The 22,958-nt window shown below is 67.9% G+C and carries 20 protein-coding genes; 15 read left to right on the plus strand and 5 right to left on the minus strand.

What is annotated here, in order from left to right; genetic code table 11:
* Positions 1-27 precede the first annotated feature (27 nt).
* Positions 28-822 carry a class I SAM-dependent methyltransferase gene (locus E0H75_RS09425; RefSeq protein ID WP_131512779.1) on the plus strand — a complete coding sequence of 265 codons (795 nt, stop codon included), beginning with the start codon at positions 28-30 and terminating at the stop codon, positions 820-822.
* Positions 823-836: 14 nt separating this feature from the next.
* Here the strand turns inward: E0H75_RS09425 and E0H75_RS09430 are convergent, their stop codons facing one another.
* Together E0H75_RS09430 and E0H75_RS09435 are read right to left on the minus strand one after the other, a co-directional pair.
* Complete coding sequence (locus tag E0H75_RS09430) at positions 837-1,646, minus strand: TrmH family RNA methyltransferase (RefSeq protein WP_202872875.1); 810 nt, start codon at positions 1,644-1,646, stop codon at positions 837-839.
* A 10-nt stretch (positions 1,647-1,656) separates the two neighbouring features.
* Positions 1,657-2,730 carry a LacI family DNA-binding transcriptional regulator gene (locus E0H75_RS09435; protein ID WP_202872876.1) on the minus strand — a complete coding sequence of 358 codons (1,074 nt, stop codon included), beginning with the start codon at positions 2,728-2,730 and terminating at the stop codon, positions 1,657-1,659.
* A gap of 210 nt (positions 2,731-2,940) precedes the next feature.
* Here E0H75_RS09435 and E0H75_RS09440 point away from each other — a divergent pair, with 210 nt between their 5' ends.
* From E0H75_RS09440 to E0H75_RS09475, 8 genes are read left to right on the plus strand one after another with little or no spacing between them, the layout of a single operon-like run.
* Entirely contained in the window at positions 2,941-4,230 is a 1,290-nt protein-coding gene (locus E0H75_RS09440) for an ABC transporter substrate-binding protein (RefSeq protein WP_131512781.1), read from the plus strand.
* On the plus strand, positions 4,227-5,168 hold the full coding sequence (locus E0H75_RS09445; protein ID WP_202872877.1) for a carbohydrate ABC transporter permease: 942 nt from the start codon (positions 4,227-4,229) through the stop codon (positions 5,166-5,168). Before E0H75_RS09440 ends, E0H75_RS09445 begins: the two co-directional genes overlap by 4 nt.
* Positions 5,155-6,036, plus strand: coding sequence for a carbohydrate ABC transporter permease (locus E0H75_RS09450; protein WP_238162903.1), 882 nt, complete (start codon positions 5,155-5,157; stop codon positions 6,034-6,036). The genes E0H75_RS09445 and E0H75_RS09450 overlap by 14 nt, the downstream gene beginning before the upstream one ends.
* 23 nt (positions 6,037-6,059) lie before the next feature.
* Positions 6,060-6,824 carry an SDR family NAD(P)-dependent oxidoreductase gene (locus tag E0H75_RS09455; protein ID WP_131512782.1) on the plus strand — a complete coding sequence of 255 codons (765 nt, stop codon included), beginning with the start codon at positions 6,060-6,062 and terminating at the stop codon, positions 6,822-6,824.
* Positions 6,812-8,524, plus strand: coding sequence for a heparinase II/III domain-containing protein (locus tag E0H75_RS09460; protein ID WP_131512783.1), 1,713 nt, complete (start codon positions 6,812-6,814; stop codon positions 8,522-8,524). The genes E0H75_RS09455 and E0H75_RS09460 overlap by 13 nt, the downstream gene beginning before the upstream one ends.
* Positions 8,524-10,446, plus strand: a complete 1,923-nt coding sequence (locus E0H75_RS09465) for a heparinase II/III family protein (RefSeq protein ID WP_131512784.1) — start codon at positions 8,524-8,526, stop codon at positions 10,444-10,446. Before E0H75_RS09460 ends, E0H75_RS09465 begins: the two co-directional genes overlap by 1 nt.
* Positions 10,443-11,012 carry a YesL family protein gene (locus E0H75_RS09470; RefSeq protein ID WP_131512785.1) on the plus strand — a complete coding sequence of 190 codons (570 nt, stop codon included), beginning with the start codon at positions 10,443-10,445 and terminating at the stop codon, positions 11,010-11,012. Before E0H75_RS09465 ends, E0H75_RS09470 begins: the two co-directional genes overlap by 4 nt.
* A gap of 22 nt (positions 11,013-11,034) precedes the next feature.
* Positions 11,035-12,087, plus strand: a complete 1,053-nt coding sequence (locus E0H75_RS09475) for a DUF1565 domain-containing protein (protein WP_131512786.1) — start codon at positions 11,035-11,037, stop codon at positions 12,085-12,087.
* A gap of 282 nt (positions 12,088-12,369) precedes the next feature.
* Here E0H75_RS09475 and E0H75_RS09480 read toward each other — a convergent pair whose 3' ends face one another.
* The gene (locus E0H75_RS09480) at positions 12,370-13,368 is read right to left on the minus strand and encodes a LacI family DNA-binding transcriptional regulator (RefSeq protein WP_131512787.1); all 999 of its coding nucleotides are present in this window, start codon (positions 13,366-13,368) and stop codon (positions 12,370-12,372) included.
* 171 nt (positions 13,369-13,539) lie between these two features.
* Between E0H75_RS09480 and E0H75_RS09485 the strand changes: the two genes are divergently transcribed.
* The 4 genes from E0H75_RS09485 to E0H75_RS09500 are packed head-to-tail and all read left to right on the plus strand — an operon-like array spanning position 13,540 to position 18,513.
* A complete protein-coding gene (locus E0H75_RS09485; protein WP_131512788.1) occupies positions 13,540-15,414 on the plus strand; it encodes a glycoside hydrolase family 127 protein in 1,875 nt (624 codons plus the stop codon).
* 2 nt (positions 15,415-15,416) lie between these two features.
* Entirely contained in the window at positions 15,417-16,727 is a 1,311-nt protein-coding gene (locus E0H75_RS09490; RefSeq protein WP_131512789.1) for an extracellular solute-binding protein, read from the plus strand.
* Positions 16,724-17,680: a carbohydrate ABC transporter permease gene (locus tag E0H75_RS09495; protein WP_131512790.1), complete on the plus strand. Its 957-nt coding sequence runs from the start codon at positions 16,724-16,726 to the stop codon at positions 17,678-17,680. Before E0H75_RS09490 ends, E0H75_RS09495 begins: the two co-directional genes overlap by 4 nt.
* A gap of 2 nt (positions 17,681-17,682) precedes the next feature.
* The gene (locus tag E0H75_RS09500; RefSeq protein ID WP_131361139.1) at positions 17,683-18,513 is read left to right on the plus strand and encodes a carbohydrate ABC transporter permease; all 831 of its coding nucleotides are present in this window, start codon (positions 17,683-17,685) and stop codon (positions 18,511-18,513) included.
* Between the two features lie 346 nt (positions 18,514-18,859).
* Here the strand turns inward: E0H75_RS09500 and E0H75_RS09505 are convergent, their stop codons facing one another.
* Positions 18,860-20,068: a TerC family protein gene (locus E0H75_RS09505; RefSeq protein WP_131512791.1), complete on the minus strand. Its 1,209-nt coding sequence runs from the start codon at positions 20,066-20,068 to the stop codon at positions 18,860-18,862.
* Positions 20,069-20,171: 103 nt separating this feature from the next.
* Here E0H75_RS09505 and E0H75_RS09510 point away from each other — a divergent pair, with 103 nt between their 5' ends.
* Together E0H75_RS09510 and E0H75_RS09515 are read left to right on the plus strand one after the other, a co-directional pair.
* A complete protein-coding gene (locus E0H75_RS09510) occupies positions 20,172-20,786 on the plus strand; it encodes a TetR/AcrR family transcriptional regulator (protein ID WP_131512792.1) in 615 nt (204 codons plus the stop codon).
* 78 nt (positions 20,787-20,864) lie between these two features.
* Positions 20,865-22,400: an FAD-dependent monooxygenase gene (locus E0H75_RS09515; protein WP_131512793.1), complete on the plus strand. Its 1,536-nt coding sequence runs from the start codon at positions 20,865-20,867 to the stop codon at positions 22,398-22,400.
* On the opposite strand, the gene E0H75_RS09520 is transcribed toward E0H75_RS09515, so the two are convergent.
* Complete coding sequence (locus tag E0H75_RS09520) at positions 22,367-22,930, minus strand: helix-turn-helix domain-containing protein (RefSeq protein WP_131512794.1); 564 nt, start codon at positions 22,928-22,930, stop codon at positions 22,367-22,369. The two genes, E0H75_RS09515 and E0H75_RS09520, sit on opposite strands and share 34 nt — an antisense overlap.
* Positions 22,931-22,958: the final 28 nt, after the last annotated feature.

The raw sequence follows: 22,958 nt of genomic DNA on the forward strand, positions 1-22,958 counted from the left end.
CGTTGGTAGAGGGCAAAGGAGCCTGGGATGAGCAACGTGTACACGCATGGGCATCATGAGTCGGTGTTGCGGTCGCACAGTTGGCGGACCGCGGAGAACTCGGCTGGGTACCTGCTGCCGCAGCTGCGGCCGGGGATGGCGTTGCTCGATGTCGGCGCGGGTCCCGGCACCATCACTGCTGACCTCGCTCGGCTGGTTGAGCCGGGGCCGACTACTGCCCTGGAGGCGACGGACGAGGCGATCGACATCACCCGTGCGACCTTCGCGAAGCTCGATCTCGAGGTGGAGTTCGTGGTCGGCGACGTCCACGCGCTGGATCTTCCGGACGACACGTACGACGTCGTCCATGCGCACCAGGTGTTGCAGCACGTGGCGGATCCGGTGCAGGCGCTCCGGGAGATGCGGCGGGTCTGCAAGCCCGGCGGGATCGTCGCGGTCCGGGACTCGGACTACCACGGTTTCACCTGGTATCCGGAGCTGCCCGAACTGGACGAGTGGATGGACCTCTACCAGCGGATGGCGCGCGCGAACGGCGGCGAACCGGACGCAGGCCGGCGGCTGCTGAGCTGGGCCCTGGAGGCCGGCTTCGAGAAGGTGGACGCGACGACCAGCACCTGGACCTTCGCGAACCCGGAGGACCGCGCGTTCTGGGGCGGCATGTGGGCAGACCGCGTCCTCAAGTCGGCGATGTCCGATCAGGCCCGCCGGGCAGGTGTGCCGGAGGAAACGCTGACCTCCATCTCGGCTGCTTGGCAGACCTGGGCGGCGCAGCCCGACGGCTGGATCGCCATCCTCCACGGCGAACTACTCTGCACCGCCTGATCAACACCGCCTGATCAAACCGACGACCGCTGGCGGGACACCTCGTAGAGGACGGCCGTGGCGGCGTTGGCGGCATTGAGGGAACTGGCCGATCCGGTGATCGGGATCCGCACCAGTTGATCCGCGGCCTCCCGCCACCCGGCGCTCAGCCCGCTGGTCTCGTTCCCGATGAGCAGCAGCGTCGGCTGGGTGAAGTCGAAGTCGAACACATCGACCGACCCGTGCTCGTCGGTGCCCACGACAACGATTGGTACGTCGGCCGACCGTCGTACCCACTCGATCACTTCACGCTGCGACGGCGCGCGTACGGCGGGAATGCCGAACAAGGATCCCGTGGTCGCGCGGACCGCCTTCGGGTCGTAGACATCGGCGGCGTGCCCGGTGACGATCACGCCGTGCGCACCGAAGGCATCGGCGGACCGGATGATGGACCCGATGTTCCCCGGCCCGGTTGGCCGGTCGAACACGACGCCAAGGAAGTCGGGCCGCACCGGGATGCGGTCCAGATCGTCCGGTGGCAGCTCCAGTACCGCGACGAGTTCGGGCGCGGCCTCGTCCTTCTCGCCGAGCTCGGCCAACAGCTCCGGCGCCATCGCAACGCGCTCGACGGACGGCAAGCGCTGCAGCAACTCCTGAGCCCAGCGGGACAACGGCCGCGAAGCGTCAGTAATCACGGTCCGCACAGGCCATCCGTTGTCCACGGCAAGCGAAATCGGCCGGACGCCCTGGACCAGGAACTCACCCGCGCGCTGCCGCTTGGTCCGGTTGGTCAGGGACGCCTGCCACACCTGGAACCGCGCGTTCCGTGACGAGATCCGTTGCACGCCCTCCACCCTACGGCGGCGGCGCAGTGGACTCGCGCACGATCAACTCCGGCCGGAAGAGCAGCGACTGCCCTTGCGACGGCCCGGGGTCGTCGAGCCGCGACCGCAGTTGGCTGAACGCGGCCGCCGCCATCTCACGCATCGGCTGCCGCACGGTGGTCAACGTCGGCGCGTACAGATCCGCCAGCACGATGTCGTCGAACCCCACGACCGACACATCCTTGCCCACCTCGAGCCCGCCGTCGCGCAGTCCACGGCAGACACCAAGCGCGCACATGTCGTTGATCGCCACGATCGCGGTCGGCGGTTCGTCGAGTGCGACCAGTTCCGCAGCCGCCGCGCGACCGAGCTCTGATGCCTCGACATCCCCGAAGTCGTCGGCGCCGCTCCCGGTCGGTGCGCGCAGGGCCTCCGCCGGATCGAGGCCGGCCTGCTCCAACCCGGCGACGAAGCCGCGGTACCGCTCCTTGCGGTTCACGCTCGCCAGCGCGCCGGACACGTACGCCAGCCGGCGGTGACCGAGATCCGTCAGGTGCTGCGTCGCCAACTGGCTGCCGACGGCGTTGTCGACGCTGATGCTCACCAGCGACGCCGGGTCGCCGGCCTGCGACGTACGGTCGAACGCGACCAGTTGGAGTCCACGCTCGACCAGCGGCATGACGTGCTCGAGCGACGGCAGCGACGAACAGAGGACGACGCCATGAACGCCGTCCGCCCAGAGCTCGTCGATGTAATCGCGCTCGCGGCGCGGATCGCGCTCGGAGTTGCACAGCAGCACGTGGTAGCCCTCGGCCAGCGCGGCCGACTCGATGTGCCGGGCGAGCGCGCCCCAGAACGGGTTGCCGACCGACGGCACAACGAGGCCGATCGTGCTGGTGCGCCCGGTGCGTAGCTGCCGGGCCGCCCGGTTCGGCCGATAGCCGAGCTTGTCGATCGCCGTTTCGATCCGCTGCCGGGTCTCCGGCAGCATCCGGTGGTTCCGCCCGTTCAGCAGATTCGACACCGTGCTCGGCGAGACGCCCGCCTCGGTCGCGACCTGCTGGATCGTCACCTCACCCATGCCCACCCGCGCATTCTTCCTCACCGTTCACCCCGTACTGCCGGATCGCAGTGCAACGATGCATCACCAGAGGCCGAAAGTCCAGCGATGGCGGAACCGGCCCGACCCCTTGACGATCGCGGAGAACGCTTCCTAGCATGCGGTGCATCGTTGCACCAGTCCGCACCAGCTCCGCCGCGCCGACTGGTAGATCGTTGCACCACTCCTATCCCGCAGCACCACGAAAGGCGCGCCATGGAGTACACCCGCAGATCAGTCCTGTCGGCCCTCGGGCTCGGCGCGTTCGCCGCCGCCACCGGGTGTTCCGCGGCGCCGTCCGGCGACGGCCAGGCGGCCGCCGACGGGCCCGCCGAGGGTGAGATCACGCTGCTCACCCCGATCTACGAGGGAAGCACCGGTAAGCAGTTGCTGGAGGGCAAGCTGCTGCCCGCGTTCAAGCAGAAGAACCCCAACGTCACGGTCAAGGTCGACTACACGACGTACGCCGCGCTGAACGAGAAGCTCACCACCGGCCTGGCCGGCGGCCTGATGCCGGACGTGGTGATGCTCGGCGTCGGCTGGATCCCGCCGTTCGCGCACAAGAAGGTGCTCGCCGCGCTGCCCGACGACCTGGGCCAGCGGTTCGACTACGAGGACCGGGTGCTCGAGCCGTGCCGGTACGACGGGAAGCTGTACGCGCTCCCGTTGATCCTGGACACCCGGATCGTCACCTATCGCAAGGACATGTTCGCCGAGGCCGGCATCAAGCAGCCGCCGAAGGACTGGACCGAACTCCGCGCGATGGCCAGGGAACTGACCCGCGCCGACGGGTCCGGCAAGCTGACCCGGGTCGGGTTCGATCCGTTCTCGATCGATCTGCGGCAGTGCTGGGAAACGTTCCTGTTCGCCAACGACGGCACGCTGTTCGACGAGTCCGGGCAGCAGGTGAAGTTCAACGACGACCGTGGCGTCGAGGCGTTGCAGCTGTTCCTGGACGTGATCAAGGACAAGTCGGGCGACTACTCGTTCAAGTCCGCGGCAGGTCAGCCGAGCACGCTGGCGCAGGGCCGGTCCGCGATGATGATGGCGAACAACTCGCTGTGGGTGCAGTTGCAGGAGCAGACGCCGGAGTTGCTCAAGGAGGACAAGGTCGGCGCGTTCATGCTGGCCAACCGGGTGCCCGCGATGTTCCAGGGTGGCACGCTGGTGTCTCGCTCGGCGACGACCAAGCACGCCGCGGCGGCGCAGGCGCTGGTCGAGTTCCTGGGTACGCCGGACACCATCTTGCCGACCGCTGCGCAGCGGGGTGCGGTGCCGGGTGTGCAGGACCTGCAGACGTCGGACTACGTGGAGAACAACGGGTTCGTGAAGCTTGCCCTGGGCAACATGGACAAGGCGCGGTCCGAGGGTGGTACGCCGGCCTGGATGGAGATCCGGGAGAAGATCAAGACCACTCTGGAGACCGCCGTGGTTGGCCAGCGGACCGCCAAGGAGGCGATCGACGAGCTGGCGAACCAGAGCAAGGAAGCGATCTCCCGCCTATGACCGGGACGATGGTGCCGGAGCGCGTGCGCGAAGTCGTCGCTGGTCCGGCCACCAACCAACCACGCCGCCTGTTGCGCAGCCGGAGACGCGCCGGTCTGCTGATGGTCGCGCCGGCGTTGCTGCACGCGCTGATCTGGATCGGCATCCCACTGGTCGCGGCCGTCGTTCTGAGCTTCACGTCGTACGACGTCCTGACGCCACCGCGGTTCGCCGGGCTGGACAACTTCCGCGAGCTGGTCCACGACGACGTGTTCCGGCGTGCGGTCCTGAACACCAGCGTCTACACCTTCTTCACCGTCCCGGTGGCGATGACGATCGCACTGCTGATCGCATTGATGCTGAACAGCAAACTGACCGGGCGGGCGATCTTCCGGACCGCGATCTTCATCCCGCAGGTGACCGCGACGATCGCGGTCGCGTTGGTCTGGCTGTGGATCTACGACCCGCGCAGCGGCCTGGCCAACGCGATCCTGTCGTTCCTCGGCCTGGACGGACCGAACTGGCTGTCCTCGACCAGTTGGGCAATGCCGGCGGTGATCATGGTCGGCATCTGGCAGGGCATCGGTCTGAAGATGCTGATCTACCTGGCCGCCCTGCAGAGTCTGCCGGGCGAGTTGTACGAGGCGGCGTCGGTGGACGGGGCGTCGAAGGTGCGGCAGTTCTTCAGCCTGACCGTGCCGTTGCTGAAGCCGGCCACGTTCTTCGTCTTCGTCACCTCGGTGATCGGCGCGTTCCAGTCCTTCGACCAGGTGTACATCCTCACCGACGGCGGTCCGGCGAACAGCACCACGATGATGACCTACGAGATCTACAAGTCCGCGTTCCGGGAGTTCCGGATGGGCTACGCCTGCGCGCAGAGCCTGGTGCTGTTCGCGTTGCTGCTGATGCTGACCCTGGTCAACCGGCGGATCACCGGAGGTGACCGTGGCAGTCGTTGACGGAGTACGACGGGTCCGGGCCGGCCGGATCGCGCTCTACCTGACCCTGGGCGCGATCTCGGTGGTGATGATCGTCCCGTTCGTGTGGATGCTGCTCACCTCGGTGAAAACCCCGGCCGACATCGCCGCGTTCCCGGTCCGGATCCTCCCGACGAAATGGGCCTTCGGCAACTACGCGGACGCGTTGCAGGCTGCGCCGTTCGCGACGTACGCGCGGAACAGTTTCGTTATCGCGGCCAGTCACACCGTGCTGAACGTGGTGATTGCCTCGATGGCCGGGTACGCGCTGGCGCGGCTGCGGTTCCGGGGCAGCCAGCTGATCTTCCTCGGGTTCGTGGGTGCGCTGATGATTCCGACGTACACGAAGATCCTGCCCGAGTTCCTGATCGTGCGGTTCATGCCGCTGTTCGGCGGCAACGACATCACCGGCCAGGGCGGTACCGGCTGGCTGGACACGTGGTGGGCGCTGATCATCCCGGGTGCGGTGAGTCCGTTCTCGGTGTTCCTGTTCCGGCAGTTCTACCTGGACCTGCCGGTCGAGCTCGAGGAGGCGGCGCGGCTGGACGGCCTCGGTGAGCTGGGCATCTACGCCCGGATCATGACGCCGCTGGTGAAGCCGGCGTTCATCACCGTCGCGTTGCTCACCTTCGAGGGATCATGGAACAACTTCCTCTGGCCCTTGCTGGTGACCAAGAGCGACAGCCTGCGGGTGATCCAGGTCGGCCTGTCGGTGTTCCGGACCGAGAACGACACGCAGTGGGCATTCCTGATGGCCGGTACGACGTTGGCCACCGTGCCGATGGTGGTGCTGTTCCTGATCGGGCAGCGCTATTTCGTCCAGGGTTTCGCGACCGCGGGGATCAAATGACATCGAGTGAAGGAGCTGGACCTATGACCGAGGAACTGCAGGGCGCACGGGCGCTGGTGACCGGGGCCGGGCACGGCATCGGCCGGGGGATCGCGCTCGGTCTGGCGGCGGCCGGGGCGGACGTGGTGGTCCACTACGGCAAGTCCGCCGACGCGGCAGCACGGACCGTCGCCGACATCGAGACCCTCGGCCGGAAGGCGATCGCGGTCGGTGCCGACGTCACCAGTACGCCGGACGTCGACCGGCTGCTGGACGAGGCGGTCGGGTTCCTCGGCGGGCTGGACGTCCTGGTCTGCAACGCCGGCCACCTGATCGGCCGGGTCAAGGTGGAGGAGATGTCCGACGAGCACTACCAGCAGGTCGTCGACGTGAACCTCGGCGCCACCTTCCGCACCACCAGGGCCGCGATCCCGCACCTGGCGCAGTCGGCCAACCCGCGGATCATCACGATGGCCTCGCTCGCCGCGCACAACGGTGGCGGCCCGGGCTCGGTGATCTACGCGGCGGCCAAGGCCGGGATCCGCGGCTTCACCAAGGGCCTGGCCAAGGAACTCGGTCCCCGAGGCATCACGGTGAACTCGGTCGCGCCCGGGTACATCGCCGAGACCGCGTTCCACCAGACGTTCTCCACCGCCGAAGCCCAGGCGAACATGGTCGCCGGGACGCCGATCGGCCGGGCCGGCCAGGTCGAGGACGTGGCGAACGCGGTCCGGTTCCTGGCGCTGCCGTCGTCGGGGTACCTGACCGGGATCACCATCGACATCGACGGTGGCACATGGCCTCGCTGACCGATCATCCGCCGACCGAGCGCGGTGGGTGGTGGCATCAGTATGTCTGCCCCGCCCACGGCGTCGAACTCGACCACGTCGGGTTCGAAACCGGTGAGTTTCCGGCCGGCGGCGTACCGTGCGCGTACGGCTGCCGCGTCGACACCGACGCGGTGCGCGGTGCGTGGCGGGTGCTCGCGCACCACTGGTGGGCTCGGCGGATCCGCCTGCTCTCGTACGACGGTGGCGGTGCTGAGCTGCTCACGTCGTACGCACGGTTGTACCTGGAGCTGACGAAGGCCGGGGAGCACGAGCAAGCGCAGGGGTGGATGCAGCGCGGGCGCCTGTTCCACCAGGCACTGACCGATGCGGTCTGGGGTGTGCCGATCGCGCACGCGATCCGAAACCTGGCCGGTCGGGCGGAGCTGGCCGAGACGTTGCCGATGCTCGACGACATGGTCGACGGCGCACGGCGGGCTCGCGACGCGATGGTTGCCCAGGACAAATTCTCCTCGAACTACACCGCGTGGTTCAACGCCTTGGGTACGACGGCCGGCCAGGCTGCCGCAGCAGTTCGGGGCGAGCGGTGGGATGGCGAGAAGGAGTGGCTGACCGGTGAGCACGGTCAGTTCGCGCACCTGGAGGTTGCGACTGGGGAGGACGGCTGGGAGTGGGAGGCCAGCACGTATTACCACGGCTTCGTGCTCCGCGCGTATCTGCTGAGCCTTCGTGGTGCCGATCCCGCGCAGGTGCCGGATCGGCTGGAGACGATGATCGCTGCGCTCGCCGGGATCGCCACCGACGGCGGCATCCTGCCGGCGCTCCACGACGGCCCGTACCGCCGAGTGCCGCTCGCTCTGGAATGGCTCGAGATCGTTGCCCTGGCGCGGCAATTCACCGCGAGCCACGGTCTCGACGCTGTCGCGGCGCACGCTCGTGCGGAGGTCGGTCCGGAGTACGACGGGCTCGAGGACAGGTTCGGTGGCTGGTTCGCCGGGCCGCCGCGCGCGGCAGGTTCGGTACGGTCGCTAGCCATCACCAGTTCCTACGCCGTGATCCGGGCTGGTGGGATCCACGCGATCCTCGACCACGGCGCACACGGCGGATCGCACGGGCATCACGACAAGCTCGCGCTGTATCTCTATGGCAAGACCACTCCGTGGCAGCCGGATCCTGGTCAGGTGCCCTACGGTCATGCGCTGTGGCGGCGGCACTACAAGTCCGCCGCTGCGCACCCCACCATCCGCATCGACGGCCTCGAGCCGGACGAGGCCACCGGCACCCTGAGACGGCACGAGAGTTCGGTGACGGCCGAGGTGAACGGCTGGTACGAAGGCGTGCAGGCGACCCGGCAGGTAATTGCTGGCGACAACTACTTGGTCGACGTGGTTCATGTGACCGCGGATCGGGAGCGGGAGATCGTGCTGCAGTTCCGCCCCGACGTCGACCTGAGCGTGGACATCCGGCCGGGAGCAGTCCACACGACCTGGGTGGGTGACGAGACGCTGTACGGCTACCACGTCGGCCCCGGGGTGCCTGTGACGTCGCCGGGACCAGGACCGGCGGACGACCCGCAACGAGTTCGGACTGCTCTCGACTGGACTGTCGTTGGCACCGCGGCGACCTTCTGCTCCGTCTACTCGATGACAGCCGTCGCCGTCGAGCTGACCGGCGACGCGGTAGCGGTCGATGGATACATACACCGGATCGGAGAGCGCTGATGCTGATCGAGGACCGCCTTGACGACCTGCGTGACGGACTCGACGGCCGGCATGCCGCCCGGTGGCGTCGGCTGCGTGAGCAGTGTGACTGGTACCGCACCCAGACGCCGCCGACCGAGCATCCCTCCGCGAGCATCACGTACTTCGGCCCGGCTGCGGCGAACCTCGCGCTCGCCTACCGGCTGACCGGCGACCCCGGCTACCGCGCCGGGGCCGCGCGATGGATCTCCGCCGCGATCGGGTTCCCGCACTGGGGCAAGGCGCATCTGCCCGACCACGACCTCGACGCCGGCTGGCTGCTGCATGGGTTGTCGCTCGCGTACACCTGGCTCGGCGACGACTTCGTGCTGGCCGACGAGTTGCGCGCGAAGCTGGAGTTGCAGGGGGCGCGGCTGTACGAGTTCGCCGTCGAGTCCGAGGGTTCCTGGTGGAGTTCGTCGTACTGGCAGAACCACAACTGGATCTGCTACACGGGTCTGGCCGGTGCTGGGTACGCGCTCGGCAAGTCCAAGTGGACCGAGCGGGCGAAGGCGAACTTCGCGACCGTGATCGACCTACTGCCTGCGGACGGCTCCGACATGGAGGGTGTCGTCTACTGGCGGTACGGCGTCCCGTGGCTGGCGACGTACCTGGATCTGCTGCAGGACCAGGAGGGTCTGGACTGGTGGGATCGCTGCAAGTTCTTGGCGAACACGTTCTCCTACCGGCTGCAGCAGTGTGCACCGGGATTCGAGGAGAACATCGATCACGGCGACTGCCATGATCGGCGCAGCGGACACAGTGTTGCGCTGTACTACAAGCTCGCCGCCGCTTACCGGATCGGCGAGGCGCAGTGGCTCGGGGACCTCGTCGCCGATCGCTTCTTCTGGCGTGAGGCGTACGCGAGTGGCGTGAAGCCGGGCGTGATGCCGGAGGCCTACCTGGAGTTGCTCTGGTACGACGAATCGGTGCGGCCCGTGTCGCCATCCGAGCGCAGTCCGCTGTCGGCGTACTTCCCGGACCTCGGGCTGGTCACCGCGCGGACCGGATGGGACGACGAGGCAACGATGGTGTCGTTCAAGGCCTCTCCGGGCGGTGGGCACCAGGCGTGGGAGACCTCGCATCGGCTGGACACCGAGCGTGGGTGGGACACCTTGAGCGCCGGTCACCATCATCCTGACGCAGGGTCGTTCGTGCTCACCTCGCGAGGGTCGTTCCTGGCGGTCGACGAGGGATACAGCAACCGGAAGCGGGCTGGGGACCACAACCTGATCCTGGTCGACGGGCAGGGGTTCGCCGACGAGGATCGGTACCACGTCTACAAGGGTGTGCCGTACGAGCGGCAGGCACGGATGGTCGACGTACTGGCATCGGACGGTGTCGCTCACGGAACGGCTGAGATCGCGGCGATGTACCCGGCCGAGTTGGAGATCACCCGGCTCGATCGGACGCTGGTGTTCACTCCGGCCGGGCGGGTGGTGCTGCTGGATCGGTGCGCTGCTCGTTCGCCGCGGGACTGGACGCTACTGCTGCACGCGGACTGGCCGCTCACGCTCGGCGAGGACATCGTGATGCGGTCGGGATCCGCACAAGCGTGGGTTCGGCTGCATACTCCGCTGACGGTCGAGACCGCAGTGACCGAGGTCGAGGCGAATCCGACATCCAGTACGCCGAGCCTCCGGCTGACCCGCACGATGCACACCCTGCGCGCGACGGCCGAGCGTCGTACGACCGCGGCCATGCTGACGACGATCGAACCGACCTCGGCGCTGCGGCCGGAACCACCGAGCGCGCGTCGGCTCGACCTCGTCCGGGGCTTCGGCATCGCCTTCGACGGGGAAACCGTTCTGTTGGCGGACGACGACGGGGTGATCGAGGGTGAGGGGTTCCTCGAGAAGGCGAAGGTCGTGATCCACTCCGCGACCAGGAGGGTCTCGCTATGACTCGGCGGGCGCTCGACTGGTTGGGCTGGCTGGCCAGTCCCGTCCTGGCGGGTGCGGCGTTCTCGATCCTGTGCCTGGGTGTGGTGACCTGGTTGCCGGCGCTGGCCGCCGTCGGGTTCGCGCTCAACCGGTGGCGGACCGACGGCGACACCCGGTGCTTCACCGGGGTGTTCGCCGGGTGGCGTCAATACTGGCGTCCGTTGCTACCGCACTCCATCGTGATGACCGTCGCCGGTGTAGTTGCCGCTAGCAACTTGCGATTCCTGGCCGGCCACTCCGGACCGCTCATCGTCGCCTTGTTCATGATCCACGTCGGTCTGGTCGCGGCCGCAGTCACCTACCATCTCGCGCTGGCCGTCGCCGCCGGTCGTGATCCATCCGGTGCGGCCGCCGATTGGCGTCGTACTGCGTTCCGGCTTGCGTTCACCTCGGTACCGCGGGGAACGGCGTTGCTTGGCGCGGCCATTGCGGCGCCCGTCTTCTCGCTTGTCGTTCCTGCAGGCCCACTGCTCCTTGGCGCCACCGTCCCCGTCCTGATCGGACTTCTTGTCGCCGATCACGTGTAACCGCCCCACACAGGAGGACCAGATGTCCAGAGCCGTCCCCATCTTGCTTCTCGGCGCCGCACTGGCGTTGCCAGCGATCCCGGCACATGCCGCGTCCGACTACTACGTCTCCCCGGCCGGCAGCGATACGAACTCCGGTACGACGTCCGGTTCGCCGTACGCCACGATCCAGAAGGCGCTCGACACGGCGCCGCGTGGTGCGACCGTACACCTTGCCTCTGGCACCTATTTGCAGGATGCGGTGACGAAACGGTCCGGCGTCACCGTCACCGGCCCGTCGACCGCGGTCGTCGAGGGTGCGGGCAACTCGCGGATCTTCCAGATCCAGCACGACCGCGTGACGCTCGACGGGTTCACGATCGACGGCCTGCACGGCTCGTCGTCCAGCGAGTCCGGCTACCGGGACAAGCTGATCTACGTGATGAGTACGACGGCCGGCGACGGCGTCGGCGGGTTGACGATCCGCGACATGACGCTGAAGAACGCGGGTGGCGAGTGCATGCGCCTGCGGTACTTGATCACGAACGCCGACGTCCACGACAACACGATCGGGCCGTGTGGTGTCTACGACTTCAAGTTCGACGGTGGCGGGAAGAACGGTGAGGGGATCTACCTCGGGACCGCGCCGGAACAGCAGGGTGAGAACGGCGCTCCCGACGACCAGCCGGACCGCAGCCGCGACAACCGGATCCACGACAACACGATCGCGACCGACGGCAACGAGTGCGTCGACGTGAAGGAGAACTCGACCGCGAACGTCGTCGAGAACAACGACTGCTCCGCGCAGAAGGATCCGGAGTCCGGCGGTCTGGATGCCCGGGGGAGCGGCAACACGTTCCGCAACAACACGATCCACGGCAACACCGGGGCCGGCGTACGCCTCGGCGGCGACACCGAGAGCGATGGCACGGACAACAACATCTACGGCAACACCATCACCGGCAACGCGGCCGGTGGCATCAAGTTCATGCGCACTCCTCAGGGCCAGGTATGCGGCAACACGATGTCCGCCAACACCGGCGGCAACTCCGTCGGCACGTACGCCGCCGACTTCAACCCGACCGACCCCTGCTGATCGAGCTCAATGAGCTCGTCTTCGGGCGATCAGTCCGCCGCGCAACCAGTTCGTCCAGCCCGCGTGGAAGACGCCGTACCGCGGCCGCAGCGACGCGTCGAAGACGGCGGTCCCGTCCGGCGACTCCAGCCGGTCGAGGGCCCACCGTGCTTCGGCCGCCGCGTCGACGGACTGCTCCGGATCGGCGAGGCCGATCTGGACCCAGGTCAGCCCGTAGAGCGCGTTGAGGAAGAAGTAGCCCTCCGGGAACTGCTTCTGCGCCGCATCCGGTGACCGGACAGCTCAGGTACCGAGCGTCGACTCCCGCGTGACCAAACGTGTCGGCAGCGCCATCTCGCCGGGGTGCGGTGAGCCCGCGATGGCGTCCAGCAGAAGATTGGCGGTACGGCGGCCGAGCTCCTCCAACTCCAGGTCGACCGTGGTCAACGGCGGCCGGCTGGCCAGAGCCATGACCGACCAGTTGTCGTAACCGGTCACCGCGATGTCGTCCGGCACCGATCGGCCCAGCTCGCGCAGGCGGTCGCAGACCCCACGGGCGATCTGGTCGCTGCCGCACGAGACCGCATCGATCTCAGGGTTCGAACGCAGCAGTACGTCGACCGCGTGCCGGCCCCACCGCTCGCTCCACTCGCCGTGCATCGGTTCGCCGACAAGCGAACTGCCCGCGGTCGCAACCGCCGCGGCGGCGCGGACCTGCGCGCTGTGGTGCGTCGCCGGTCCGGTGATGTGTGCGATGCGCCGACGGCCCAACGACAGCAGGTGCTGCACGGTCGAGGCTGCGCCGCCATGATCGTCCACGATGACCGAGATGTCGGCCGGATCGGTCGACGGGCTGAACGCGTACACGACCGGGATCGGTACGTCGATCGGCGCGCGCGGCTCGGTCCGTCGTCCGGTCACGATGATCCCGTCGACGCGGCGCGACACCAGCGAGCGCAGGTAGTGCTGCTCGCGGAGCGGGTCGTCCCGGGTGTCGCACAGCACCAGCGCCATCTCACCGGCGCTCAGTGTGTCCTCGGCACCGAGCATGATCGGGATGCTGAACCGGCCGGAGCTGTCCGTCGTGATCAGCCCGACCGTGAAGCTGCGCCCGGACGACAGCGCGCGACCGCGGCTGTCCGGCGTGAACCCGAGTTGCTCGGCGGCCCGGCGTACGCGCTCCCTGGTCTCCTCGCGGAGCTGACCGGTGTCGTTCAGGGCCTTGGACGCCGTACTCGTGGAGACGCCGGCCAGCGCGGCCACATCCGTGATCCGGGGCAGCGAAGGACCGCGAGACGCCATCGGCAACTCCTTTCCGAACTTTCCGGAAACAGTACCTCATGAAGCTCGTGGTGACCGGATTTCACCAGGTCCGAGGGGTTGACCAGGCTGCCGAAGCTCTCTAGCTTCATCAAGGAAAACGTATTCTGGATTTTCCGAGCAGCCCTCCCAGCCTCCCTGGAGTCACGCCCTATGAGCGCTACCCCGGACGCAGTCAGTACCTCTCGCAGCCCGGCCGCCGGCACCCGCGGCCGGTGGCGCCCCGTCGGCCTCGCCGACGCGAAGATCACCGGCGGCTTCTGGTCGCCGCGCCAGCAGCGCAACGGCGACAGCGCCATCCCCAGCGGCCAGGATCAACTGGAGAAGGCCGGCAACCTGCAGAACCTCCGGCTCGCGGCCGGCATCGGCGAGGGCGAGGCGATCGGCCCGGTGTTCGCCGACTCCGACGTCTACAAGTGGCTCGAGGCCGCCGCCTGGGAATACGGCCGCAATCCGAGCGAGGAGCTGCTGCAGCGCCAGCGCGACCTCACCGCGATCGTGGCCGCGGCCCAGCGCGAGGACGGCTACCTCGACTCGGTCGTCCAGCTCCGGTACGGCGACGAGGGCCGCTACAAGCAACTCGTCTGGAGCCACGAGCACTACTGCGCCGGTCACCTGATCCAGGCCGCCGTCGCGCAGGTCCGCTGCACCGGCGACCGCGAGCTGCTCGAGGTCGCGATCAAGCTCGCCGACCATCTGGTGGCGACGTTCGGCGACGGCAAGACCGTGGACGTGGACGGCCACCCGGTGATCGAAATGGCCCTCGTCGAGCTGTATCGGGAGACGGGGACGGCGGCCTACCTCGATCTGGCCCGATGGTTCGTCGACGCCCGCGGTCACGGGATCATCAAGAACCACGGCCACGAACCGGCGTACTTCTCCGATCGCGTTCCGGTCCGCGAGGCAACCACCGTCGAGGGTCACTCGGTGCGCGCGGTCTACCTGGCCGCCGGGGCGACCGATGTCGCGGTCGAGACCGGCGACACCGAGTTGCTCGAGGCCCTGAAGCGGCAGTTCGCACACATGTGGTCGACGAAGACGTACGTCACCGGCGGGCTGGGTGCGCGCTGGGAGGGTGAGGCGTTCGGCGACGAGTACGAGCTTCCCTCGGACCGCGCGTACGCCGAGACATGCGCGGCGATCGGCGGGATCCAGTGGGCGTGGCGGATGCTGCTCGCCACCGGTGAGGCGTCGTACGCGGACGCGATCGAGCGGATGCTGTACAACGGGTTCCTGGCTGGAGTGTCGCTTGCTGGGACCGAGTACTTCTACGTCAACGCGCTGCAGTTGCGCGGCGGGGCACACGCGGACAACGGCCGCAGCCCGGCGCACGGCCGGCGCGGGTGGTTCGACTGCGCGTGTTGCCCACCGAACATCATGCGTACGCTGGCCAGCCTCGACGGGTACCTCGCGAGCACCAGCGACGGCGCGATCCAGATACACCAGTACGTCGCCGGCACGCTCACCGCCGGTGAGGTCACGCTGACCGTCGAGACGGCGTACCCATGGGACGGCGCGGTCGGGATCACGGCCAGTGGGCCGATCGCGGTGGAGCTGCGGATCCCAGCGTGGGCAGAAGGTGCGACGGTCAATGGGAAACCGGTGGATGCCGGCACCTACGCGCAGGTTGATGCGGCGGCCGGTGACGTGATCGAGCTGAAGTTGCCGATGGCAACTCGCGTCGTCGGGGCAGACCCGCGCGTTGACGCAGTACGCGGCTGTGTCGCGCTGGAACGCGGTCCACTCGTCTACGCGGTCGAGCAAACCGACCAGGAGGCGAATGTCGACGACCTGCATCTGTTGCCTCAGGCATCAGTTGCCGCGAGCCACGACGACCAGTTGCTCGACGGTTTCACCGTGCTGAGGACCCGCGGACGAGCCGGCACCGGTCATCGCGATGCCGTCTGGCCGTTCGCGACCGACAGTGCCGACGGGGTCGGCGACGAGGTCGACGTGGTCGCGGTTCCGTACTACGCGTGGGCCAACCGTGAGATCGGTGCCATGCGCGTCTGGCTGCCCAGGGGCTGATCATGTTCAGCCGGCGGAAGTTCCTCGGTCTGACGGCGGCAACCGCCGCGGCCGGCGCCGTGCCGGGTTGCAGCTCTGTCCTGTCCGAACCCGACGTCCAAGCAGCCGGGTTCGGGCAGGAAGCCACCGGCACCGTGCAGGTGTGGTGCCGGGCGGCGACGCAGACCGGCCTGACCGACCTGGTGAAGAAGTTCAACGCGTCCCAGCAGCGGCTCACCGTCGAGCTGACGCCGGTGCTGGACGCGCAGTACGTGACCAAGCTGGCGACCGCGATCCGTGGCCGGAGTGTGCCGGACCTGGTCGACATCGACGACATCAACTCGATGCTGTTCATCTACCGCGACGCGTTCACCGACCTGACCGACCCGCTGCAGGAGCTGGACTTCCGGGACAAGCTCAGCCCCGGCCACCTCCGGCTCGCGACCAAGGGCGACCGGGTGTTCGGCGTCCCGTACCTGGCCGACAACTCGATGTTCTGGTTCAACACCGAGCTGTGCGACCGCGCGGAGGTCGACCCGGACGAGGCGATCAAGTCCTTCGACAATCTGCTGGATGCGGCCCGGAAGCTGCGCATGCTGGGCGACGACATCTATGCATGGAGCTTCCCGGCGAACAGTCCTGGTGCGCTCGGGTTCGTCGTACAGCCGATGATCTGGGCCGCGGACACCGATTTGATCAAAGGCACGATCGGCGAGCAGTCCGGCAACATCGTCGGCAACGACGTGGTCCAGCGGATGCTCGAGCTGCACCGGCAGCTGTGGGTCGACGGACTCGTGCCGCGGGCGAACTTCTCCGACGACGCGTCCCGCTGGGGCAGCGACTTCCGGGCCGGCAAGGTCGGCATCTTCCCGTCGAACTACAGCGTGGTCGTGTCCGCGTCGGACGACAAGTTCCACCAGAAGCTCGCGCCCCGGCTGCTGTCCGGGCCGGACGGCGGCTCGGCGTTCTTCGACGGTGGCGACAACATGTGCATCCCACGGGGCGCTCGAAATGCCTCCGGTGCTTGGGAGTTCGTTCGGTTCGCGCTCGACCTGCCGCAGCAGATCGATCTGCCGGCCGGCGGTTATACACCGGTCCGGTCGGATGCCAGGACGACGGAGTTCGCGAAGAAGTACCCGCTCGCGACGTTGCCGCTGGAGCGCATCTCGGAGGGCTACGCGCCGACCACGCTGTCCTACAACCTGCTCTACAACCAGCCGGACGGTCCATGGCTGCAGATGTTCCGCCGGGCCGTGTTCGACGGCGAGCTGGAGGCCGCCATGAAGGAAGCACAGCAGAACTACGACCGGATCCTGTCCCAGGGACAAGCATGAGTACGGACGTTGGAACCCGGCGTACGCACCGGCTCGACCCGGGATCGCGCAGGGCGGCCTCGGCCGGGCGCCGGGCCGGGCGAGGCTCACTCACCCATCCAGCCCGGACCGGCTTGCTCCTGGTGACGCCCGCCGTACTGTTCGTCGGGGTCTTCGTGCTGGTGCCGCTGGCCTTCGCCGTGGTGATCTCGCTGACCAACTGGCCGCTGATTGGCACGGTGAAGTTCAGTGGGCTGAAGAACTACACCGCGATCGCGTCCGATGCGGCGTTCGCCAAGTCGGTCCTCTACACGTTGCTCTACACGGTCATCGTGACCGGGCCGATTCTCGTGCTCGGCTACGCGCTCGCGGTCCTGGTACGACGGAAGCGCCGTGGCGCGACGTTGTTGCGGACGGTCTTCTTCCTGCCGTTCGTCGTCGGCCTCTCGACGTTGAGCTTCGTCACCGTGCTGGAGGCCCAGCCGGACAGCGGCGCGATCAACATCGTGCTCCGCAAGCTCGGCATCACCGACGGTACGACGGCCTGGCTGGTGGACGGGCCACTCGCGACCGGACTGATCTGCGTGCTGGTGATCTGGGGTGTCAGCGGCCTGACCATGATGCTGCTGATGGCCGGCATGCAGGCGATCCCGCGCGAGTTCTACGAGTCGTCCGAGCTCGACGGCGCGACCTGGTGGCAGCAGGAGCGGGAGATCACCATTCCGGTCTTGCGGCGGACGATCGCGATGTGCGTGATCATCTCGGTGGTCGGCTCGCTGCTCGCGTTCACGCAGTTCTACATCCTGACCCGCGGCGGGCCGGGAACGGACACCACCACGGTCGTCCAGTACATCTACAACCGGGCCTTCGTCCAGCTGCAGCTCGGTGCCGCGACCGCGCTGTCGATCGTGCTGGTGATCGTGGTCGGGCTCGTCACCGCGGCACAGTTCTGGCTGCTCCGGGAGAAGGACTGACGATGAGACTCAAGAACACCCTGTACGTCGTCGGCGGGGGCGGTGCCTTCCTCGTCTTCGCCGTACCGTTGCTGTGGGCCCTTTTCCGGTCGGTGCAGCCGAACGACGTGATCGTCGCGGCGCCGGACGCGTCGACGTTCTTCCACCTGACCTGGGACAACTTCCGGACCCTGATCGAGGGACCGGGCAACCTGATCCGGTCCGTCGGGAACAGTCTGATCGTCGCCTTGAGTACGGCGGTGCTGACCGCCGTACTGGCGACGCTGGCCGGGTACGGGTTCGCGCGGTTCCGCTTCCGCAGTGGGCCGTTGTTGTTCGCGCTCGTGGTGGTGTCGATGATGATCCCGTTCCAGGCGATCCTGACTCCGCTGTACCTGGAGATGAACGTCCTGCGGCTGACCGACAGCCTGCTCGGGCTGGTGCTGTTCTACACCACGGTCAACCTGCCGTTCGGCGTCTTCGTGATGCGCAACTCGTTCGCCTCGGTGCCGGTGGAGCTCGAGGACTCCGCCCACGTGGACGGCTGCGGCACCCTGCGCATGATCGGCTCGGTCCTCCGGCCGCTCATCACCCCCGGCGCCGCGACCGTCGCCCTCTATGCCTTCCTGGCCGCCTGGACCGAGTTCCTAGGCGCCCTGACCTTCCTCACCAAGGACGAGCTCTACACCCTGCCGGTCGCGTTGGTGAACGTCCAAGCCGGCGCCTACGGCGAAGTCAACTTCGGCTCCCTCGTCGCCGGCTCCGTCATCGCCATGATCCCCTGCGTAGTCCTGTACGTCGCCCTCCAACGCTTCTACGTAACCGGCCTGGCCTCCGGAGCCGTCAAGGGCTGATTCAACGCCGGCCCCGCAGCCACTCGCTCGAGACGGCACGGCGCGCAGCCGCGACTCGAAGTCGGCGCAGATCGTCGTGTCATCCTGCAGGACGAGGTGGTATCCCTCATCACTTCCACTGTCCCAGGCGATTGCCGCTGCCCTCAGCGCCGACGGCGCACCATCCGGCTCCGGGTCGACGACCACGGTCGGGCTCAGAGTCGGCAGTTTCGCGGCCAGTTCCTCAGCTCGTTCCAGCCGTCGAGGATGCGCCATGATGCTTGCGCTGATCCTCAACGTCGCTCCTTTCGTCATCCGAGCGCGGACCCCGCTGCCCTGAGAGGCGCGTGGGTGGGGTGAACCAGCTTCAGAGGCTGGGGCGGATTTTGTGGTCGGGGTGGGCGGCGGCGTGGGCGTCGGCTACCTCGCGGCACAGGGCCATCAGTTCGGTTTCGTTGCGGACCTGCTGCTTGGCTTGCGGGCCCAGCGCGGCGATGTGGTCGCGGGCCCGGAGTAGCCGCTGGAAGATCCGCTCGCGTTCGGCGGGGTCTTCGGTGTACTCCGCGTCCAGGTAGGCGGTGGCGTCGCGGCGGATGTGGGCCATCGCGGTCTGGGTCCGGCCACGGGTGCTGAACAGGGACGCGAAGATCGTGATCAGCAGGACGATGAGGATCACGACCAGCGACAGGCCGGTGCTGATCTCGACCACCTCGACGGGGTCGCCGCCGTTCACGAACGGCAGGTTGTTCTCGTGCAGTGCGTGCAGGATCAGCTTGGCGCCGATGAACGCGAGGATCGCGGCCAGCCCGAAGGACAGATAGATCAGCCGGTCCAGCAGCCCGTCCAGCAGGAAGTACAACTGCCGCAGACCGAGCAGGCTGAACGCGGTCGCGGTGAACACGACGAACACGTTCTGGGTCAGGCCGAAAATGGCCGGGATCGAGTCCAGCGCGAACATCAGGTCGGTGCCGCCGATCGCGAGCATCACCAGCAGCATCGGCGTCATCATCCGGCGCCCGTCGACCACGGTGGTCAGCCGGTCGCCGTCGTACTCCTCGCTGGTGTGGAACAACCGACGGCTCAGCCGGACGACGATGTTCTGCGCCGAGTGCGACTCCTCGGTCTCCGGTTTGAGCATGTTGCCGGCCGTCACCAGCAGCGCGATCCCGAACAGGTAGAACACCCAGGCGAACGTGTTCAGCAGCGCCGACCCGACGAAGATGAACCCGGCGCGGGCGATCAGTGAGACCACGATCCCGACCAGCAGCACCTTCTGCTGGTTCTCCCGCGGCACCCGGAAGCTGGTCATGATGATCAGGAACACGAACAGGTTGTCGACCGACAGCGCCTTCTCGGTGATGTACCCGGCGAAGTACTCCGAGCCCATCGCCGTACCGCCGAACACGAACGTCCCGAGGCCGAACAGTACGGCGATGCCGACGTACACGGTGGACCAGATCGCGGCCTCCCGCAGCGTTGGCACATGCGCGGACCGGACGTGGAAGAAGTAGTCGAACAACAGCAACGCGACGATGCCGAGCAGGGTCAGCACCCAGACCACCGGGGACACGGCCATGGGCTCAACCCAACCACGGCGGGTCCGCCGCTGAACAACCTCCCAAGGAATTTGCCTAAAAGGCATCTTTGCACTTTCGGCAAACTTTGCTACCGTCGAGGACATGGCCGAAGGATTGCGGGAGCGGAAGAAGCAGGAGACGCGGATCGCGTTGAGCTGGGCGGCCGTGCGGCTGACGGTCGAGCGGGGGCTGGCCAACGTGAAGATCGAGGACATCGCGGCCGAGGCCGGGGTCTCGCTGCGGACGTTCCGGAACTACTTCTCCAGCAAGGCGGAGGCGATCGCGGCCCGCGAGGTCGACCGCAGCCTGTGGGTCGCCGCCGAGCTGCGTGCGCGGCCGTCCGACGAGCCGCTGTGGACCGCGATCCGGGCGTCGATCGAGTCGGGATTCGCGCTCGGCGAGACGGGTCACGGCGGTGAGCAGCCGCCGGACGAGCGGTGGCTGGCGGGGATCCGGCTGATGGTGACCGAGCCGTCGTTGCAGGGTGAGATGGCGCGGGCCTCCGCCGCGGCGGGTGCGGAGTTCGCCGATGCGGTCGCGGAGCGGACCGGGACCCACGGCTTGTATCCCCGCCTGGTCGCCGAGGTCGTCGGCTCCATCCGGGCGGCGACGACGGCCGAATGGCTGCGCGCCGATCCGCCGCGGTCGATGGCCGACCTCCTGTCGGAGGCCCTCGACCTGGTCAGCGCAGGTCTCCCGGCACCCGAGAAGCACTAGAGCCCACAGCTCAAGCACACACCCCGGCGCCGCCGGGGCGATCAGTCACGCCAACTTTCGCTTGGAAGGACACCTGTCATGGACGCTGATGTCGTCATCGCCGGGGCCGGACCGAACGGCCTCATGCTCGCCTCCGAACTGCGGCTGGCCGGAGTCCGGCCGATCGTGCTGGAGCGCCTGCCCGAACGCAGTGAAGTGCCGCGGGCCAACGGTCTGGTCGGCCAGGTCGTCCGGATGCTCGACCGCCGCGGCCTGTACGAGCGCCTCAGTGGCCGGCCCGGTCCGCCGGAACCGCAGCCGGGCTATGTGTTCGCCGCGATGCCGCTGCACCTCAGCGGGCTCGACAACAACCCCGTCTACATGCTGTCGGTCCCGCAACGCCGGATCGAGGAAGTCCTGCAGGAGCGCGCCCTGGAACTCGGCGCCGAGATCCGCCGCGGTCACGAGGTCACCGGCCTGAGCCAGGACGCGGAGGCAGTCACGATCACGGTCGACGGTCCGGACGGGAGGTACGAACTACGCACCCGCTACCTCGTCGGCGCCGACGGCGGCCACAGCCTCACTCGTAAGCTCGCCGGCATCGACTTCCCCGGCGTCACCAACGACGCCACGGTCTCCCGTACGGCGAACGCCTTCGTGCCATCGGAGTACGTCGACCCGGCCACCGGAGTACTGACGATCCCCGGGTACGGCGTGATCTCACCGTTCATGCATCACCGCAACGAACGCGGACTGTTCGTGTACGGGCCGTTCGCCGACCGGCTGCCCGTGATCAGCACCGGCGAGCGGGACGTTGCCCCGGACGGTGAGATGACCTTCGCCGAGCTGCAGGAGAGCGTCGATCGAGTGCTCGGCGTACACCTGCCCTTGACTCCGCCGGAGGGTGACGGTCCGCACTTGCTGCGGCGGGTCACCGGTGGGAACAGCCGGCTCGCCGAGAGGTTTCGCGAGGGTCGCGTATTGCTGGTCGGCGATGCAGCGCATGTCCACTCGGCCATTGGCGGACCTGGGCTGAACCTCGGTCTGCAGGACACGATCAACCTCGGCTGGAAGCTCGCCGCCGAGCTGCAGGGCTGGGCGCCTGACGGTCTGCTCGACACCTACGAGTCGGAACGCCGGCCGGTCGGGCAGCGGGTGGTCATGCAAACGCAGGCGCAGTCCGCGCTGATTGCCCCAGGCAACGAAGTGACTGCGTTGCGCGAGTTGTTCGGTGAGCTGTTGTCCGAGCCGCGGAACGTGCAGCGGATCGCGGACCTGATCACCGGAGCGGACATCCGCTATCAGGATGGACCGCATCCGCTGATCGGCAGATGGGCTCCGGATCTGCAGGTGGATGGCACTCGTCTTGCCGAGCTGACCAGGACCGGTCGTCCGCTGCTCCTCGATCTCACCGAGGACGGGACCTTCGCCGCAACGGTCAGCACGGATCGGATCGAGGTCGTCGCCGGCCGAGGTGAGTCGCCGATCGCCTTGCTGATCAGGCCGGACGGGTACGTCGCCTGGGCCGCGGACCACGACGGTGTCACGGAGCAGGAGGGCTTGCGTACGGCGCTGGCCCGGTGGTTCGGCGTACGCGTGGATCAGGAGCGGCCCTTGACCAGCGCGACCAGATAGCGGCAGGGCTCCGTCGCCGGGTTGTGGAACTTGGTCGGCGTCGGCGGGCCGAGTTGGAGGCAGTCGCCGGTCAGCAGGTCGTGGATCACCGGGCCTTCGTGGAAGCGGAGATGGCCGTCGAGGATCCAGAGTTGCTGGTACTTGAAGATGTAGGCGTCGGCCGGATACGAGACCGAGGCGCCGGGTGGCAGCTCGACCTCCACCAGCTCGAGTGGGCTGTCGGTGATCGGTGACACCGCGCGGCGGCGGTAGCCGGTCATCGGGTCCGTCCACACCGGTTGGTCGGCAGCGCGGCGGAGCAGGTCGCCGGTGTTCTCGGCGCGGGCGACCAGCTCGGACAGCGTCATACCGAGGGCGCCGGACAGCCGGCCGAGCAGGACCGCGGTCGGCTGGGCCTCGCCCCGCTCGATCTTGCCGATCATCGCGCGGGACACCCCGGATCGGTCGGCCAGCGCGTTCACGGACAGGTCCTGCGCGACCCGGGCAGCCTGCACGGTCGCGGCCAGTGAAGCGGAGAGTTCGTCAATCACGCTTGCCACTATAGCGGCAGTTGTGGCT

Origin of the sequence: Kribbella capetownensis, from assembly GCF_004331485.1 — a bacterium.
GTDB lineage: Bacteria > Actinomycetota > Actinomycetes > Propionibacteriales > Kribbellaceae > Kribbella > Kribbella capetownensis.

Coding starts and splice junctions, on each gene's coding strand:
- E0H75_RS09425 (WP_131512779.1), top strand. CDS start 28: ATGAGCAACGTGTACACGCATGGGCATCATGAGTCGGTGTTGCGGTCG.
- E0H75_RS09515 (WP_131512793.1), top strand. CDS start 20,865: ATGGACGCTGATGTCGTCATCGCCGGGGCCGGACCGAACGGCCTCATG.
- E0H75_RS09470 (WP_131512785.1), top strand. CDS start 10,443: ATGACTCGGCGGGCGCTCGACTGGTTGGGCTGGCTGGCCAGTCCCGTC.
- E0H75_RS09445 (WP_202872877.1), top strand. CDS start 4,227: ATGACCGGGACGATGGTGCCGGAGCGCGTGCGCGAAGTCGTCGCTGGT.
- E0H75_RS09465 (WP_131512784.1), top strand. CDS start 8,524: ATGCTGATCGAGGACCGCCTTGACGACCTGCGTGACGGACTCGACGGC.
- E0H75_RS09440 (WP_131512781.1), top strand. CDS start 2,941: ATGGAGTACACCCGCAGATCAGTCCTGTCGGCCCTCGGGCTCGGCGCG.
- E0H75_RS09510 (WP_131512792.1), top strand. CDS start 20,172: ATGGCCGAAGGATTGCGGGAGCGGAAGAAGCAGGAGACGCGGATCGCG.
- E0H75_RS09500 (WP_131361139.1), top strand. CDS start 17,683: ATGAGACTCAAGAACACCCTGTACGTCGTCGGCGGGGGCGGTGCCTTC.
- E0H75_RS09475 (WP_131512786.1), top strand. CDS start 11,035: ATGTCCAGAGCCGTCCCCATCTTGCTTCTCGGCGCCGCACTGGCGTTG.
- E0H75_RS09495 (WP_131512790.1), top strand. CDS start 16,724: ATGAGTACGGACGTTGGAACCCGGCGTACGCACCGGCTCGACCCGGGA.
- E0H75_RS09460 (WP_131512783.1), top strand. CDS start 6,812: ATGGCCTCGCTGACCGATCATCCGCCGACCGAGCGCGGTGGGTGGTGG.
- E0H75_RS09490 (WP_131512789.1), top strand. CDS start 15,417: ATGTTCAGCCGGCGGAAGTTCCTCGGTCTGACGGCGGCAACCGCCGCG.
- E0H75_RS09505 (WP_131512791.1), bottom strand. CDS start 20,068: ATGGCCGTGTCCCCGGTGGTCTGGGTGCTGACCCTGCTCGGCATCGTC.
- E0H75_RS09455 (WP_131512782.1), top strand. CDS start 6,060: ATGACCGAGGAACTGCAGGGCGCACGGGCGCTGGTGACCGGGGCCGGG.
- E0H75_RS09480 (WP_131512787.1), bottom strand. CDS start 13,368: ATGGCGTCTCGCGGTCCTTCGCTGCCCCGGATCACGGATGTGGCCGCG.
- E0H75_RS09485 (WP_131512788.1), top strand. CDS start 13,540: ATGAGCGCTACCCCGGACGCAGTCAGTACCTCTCGCAGCCCGGCCGCC.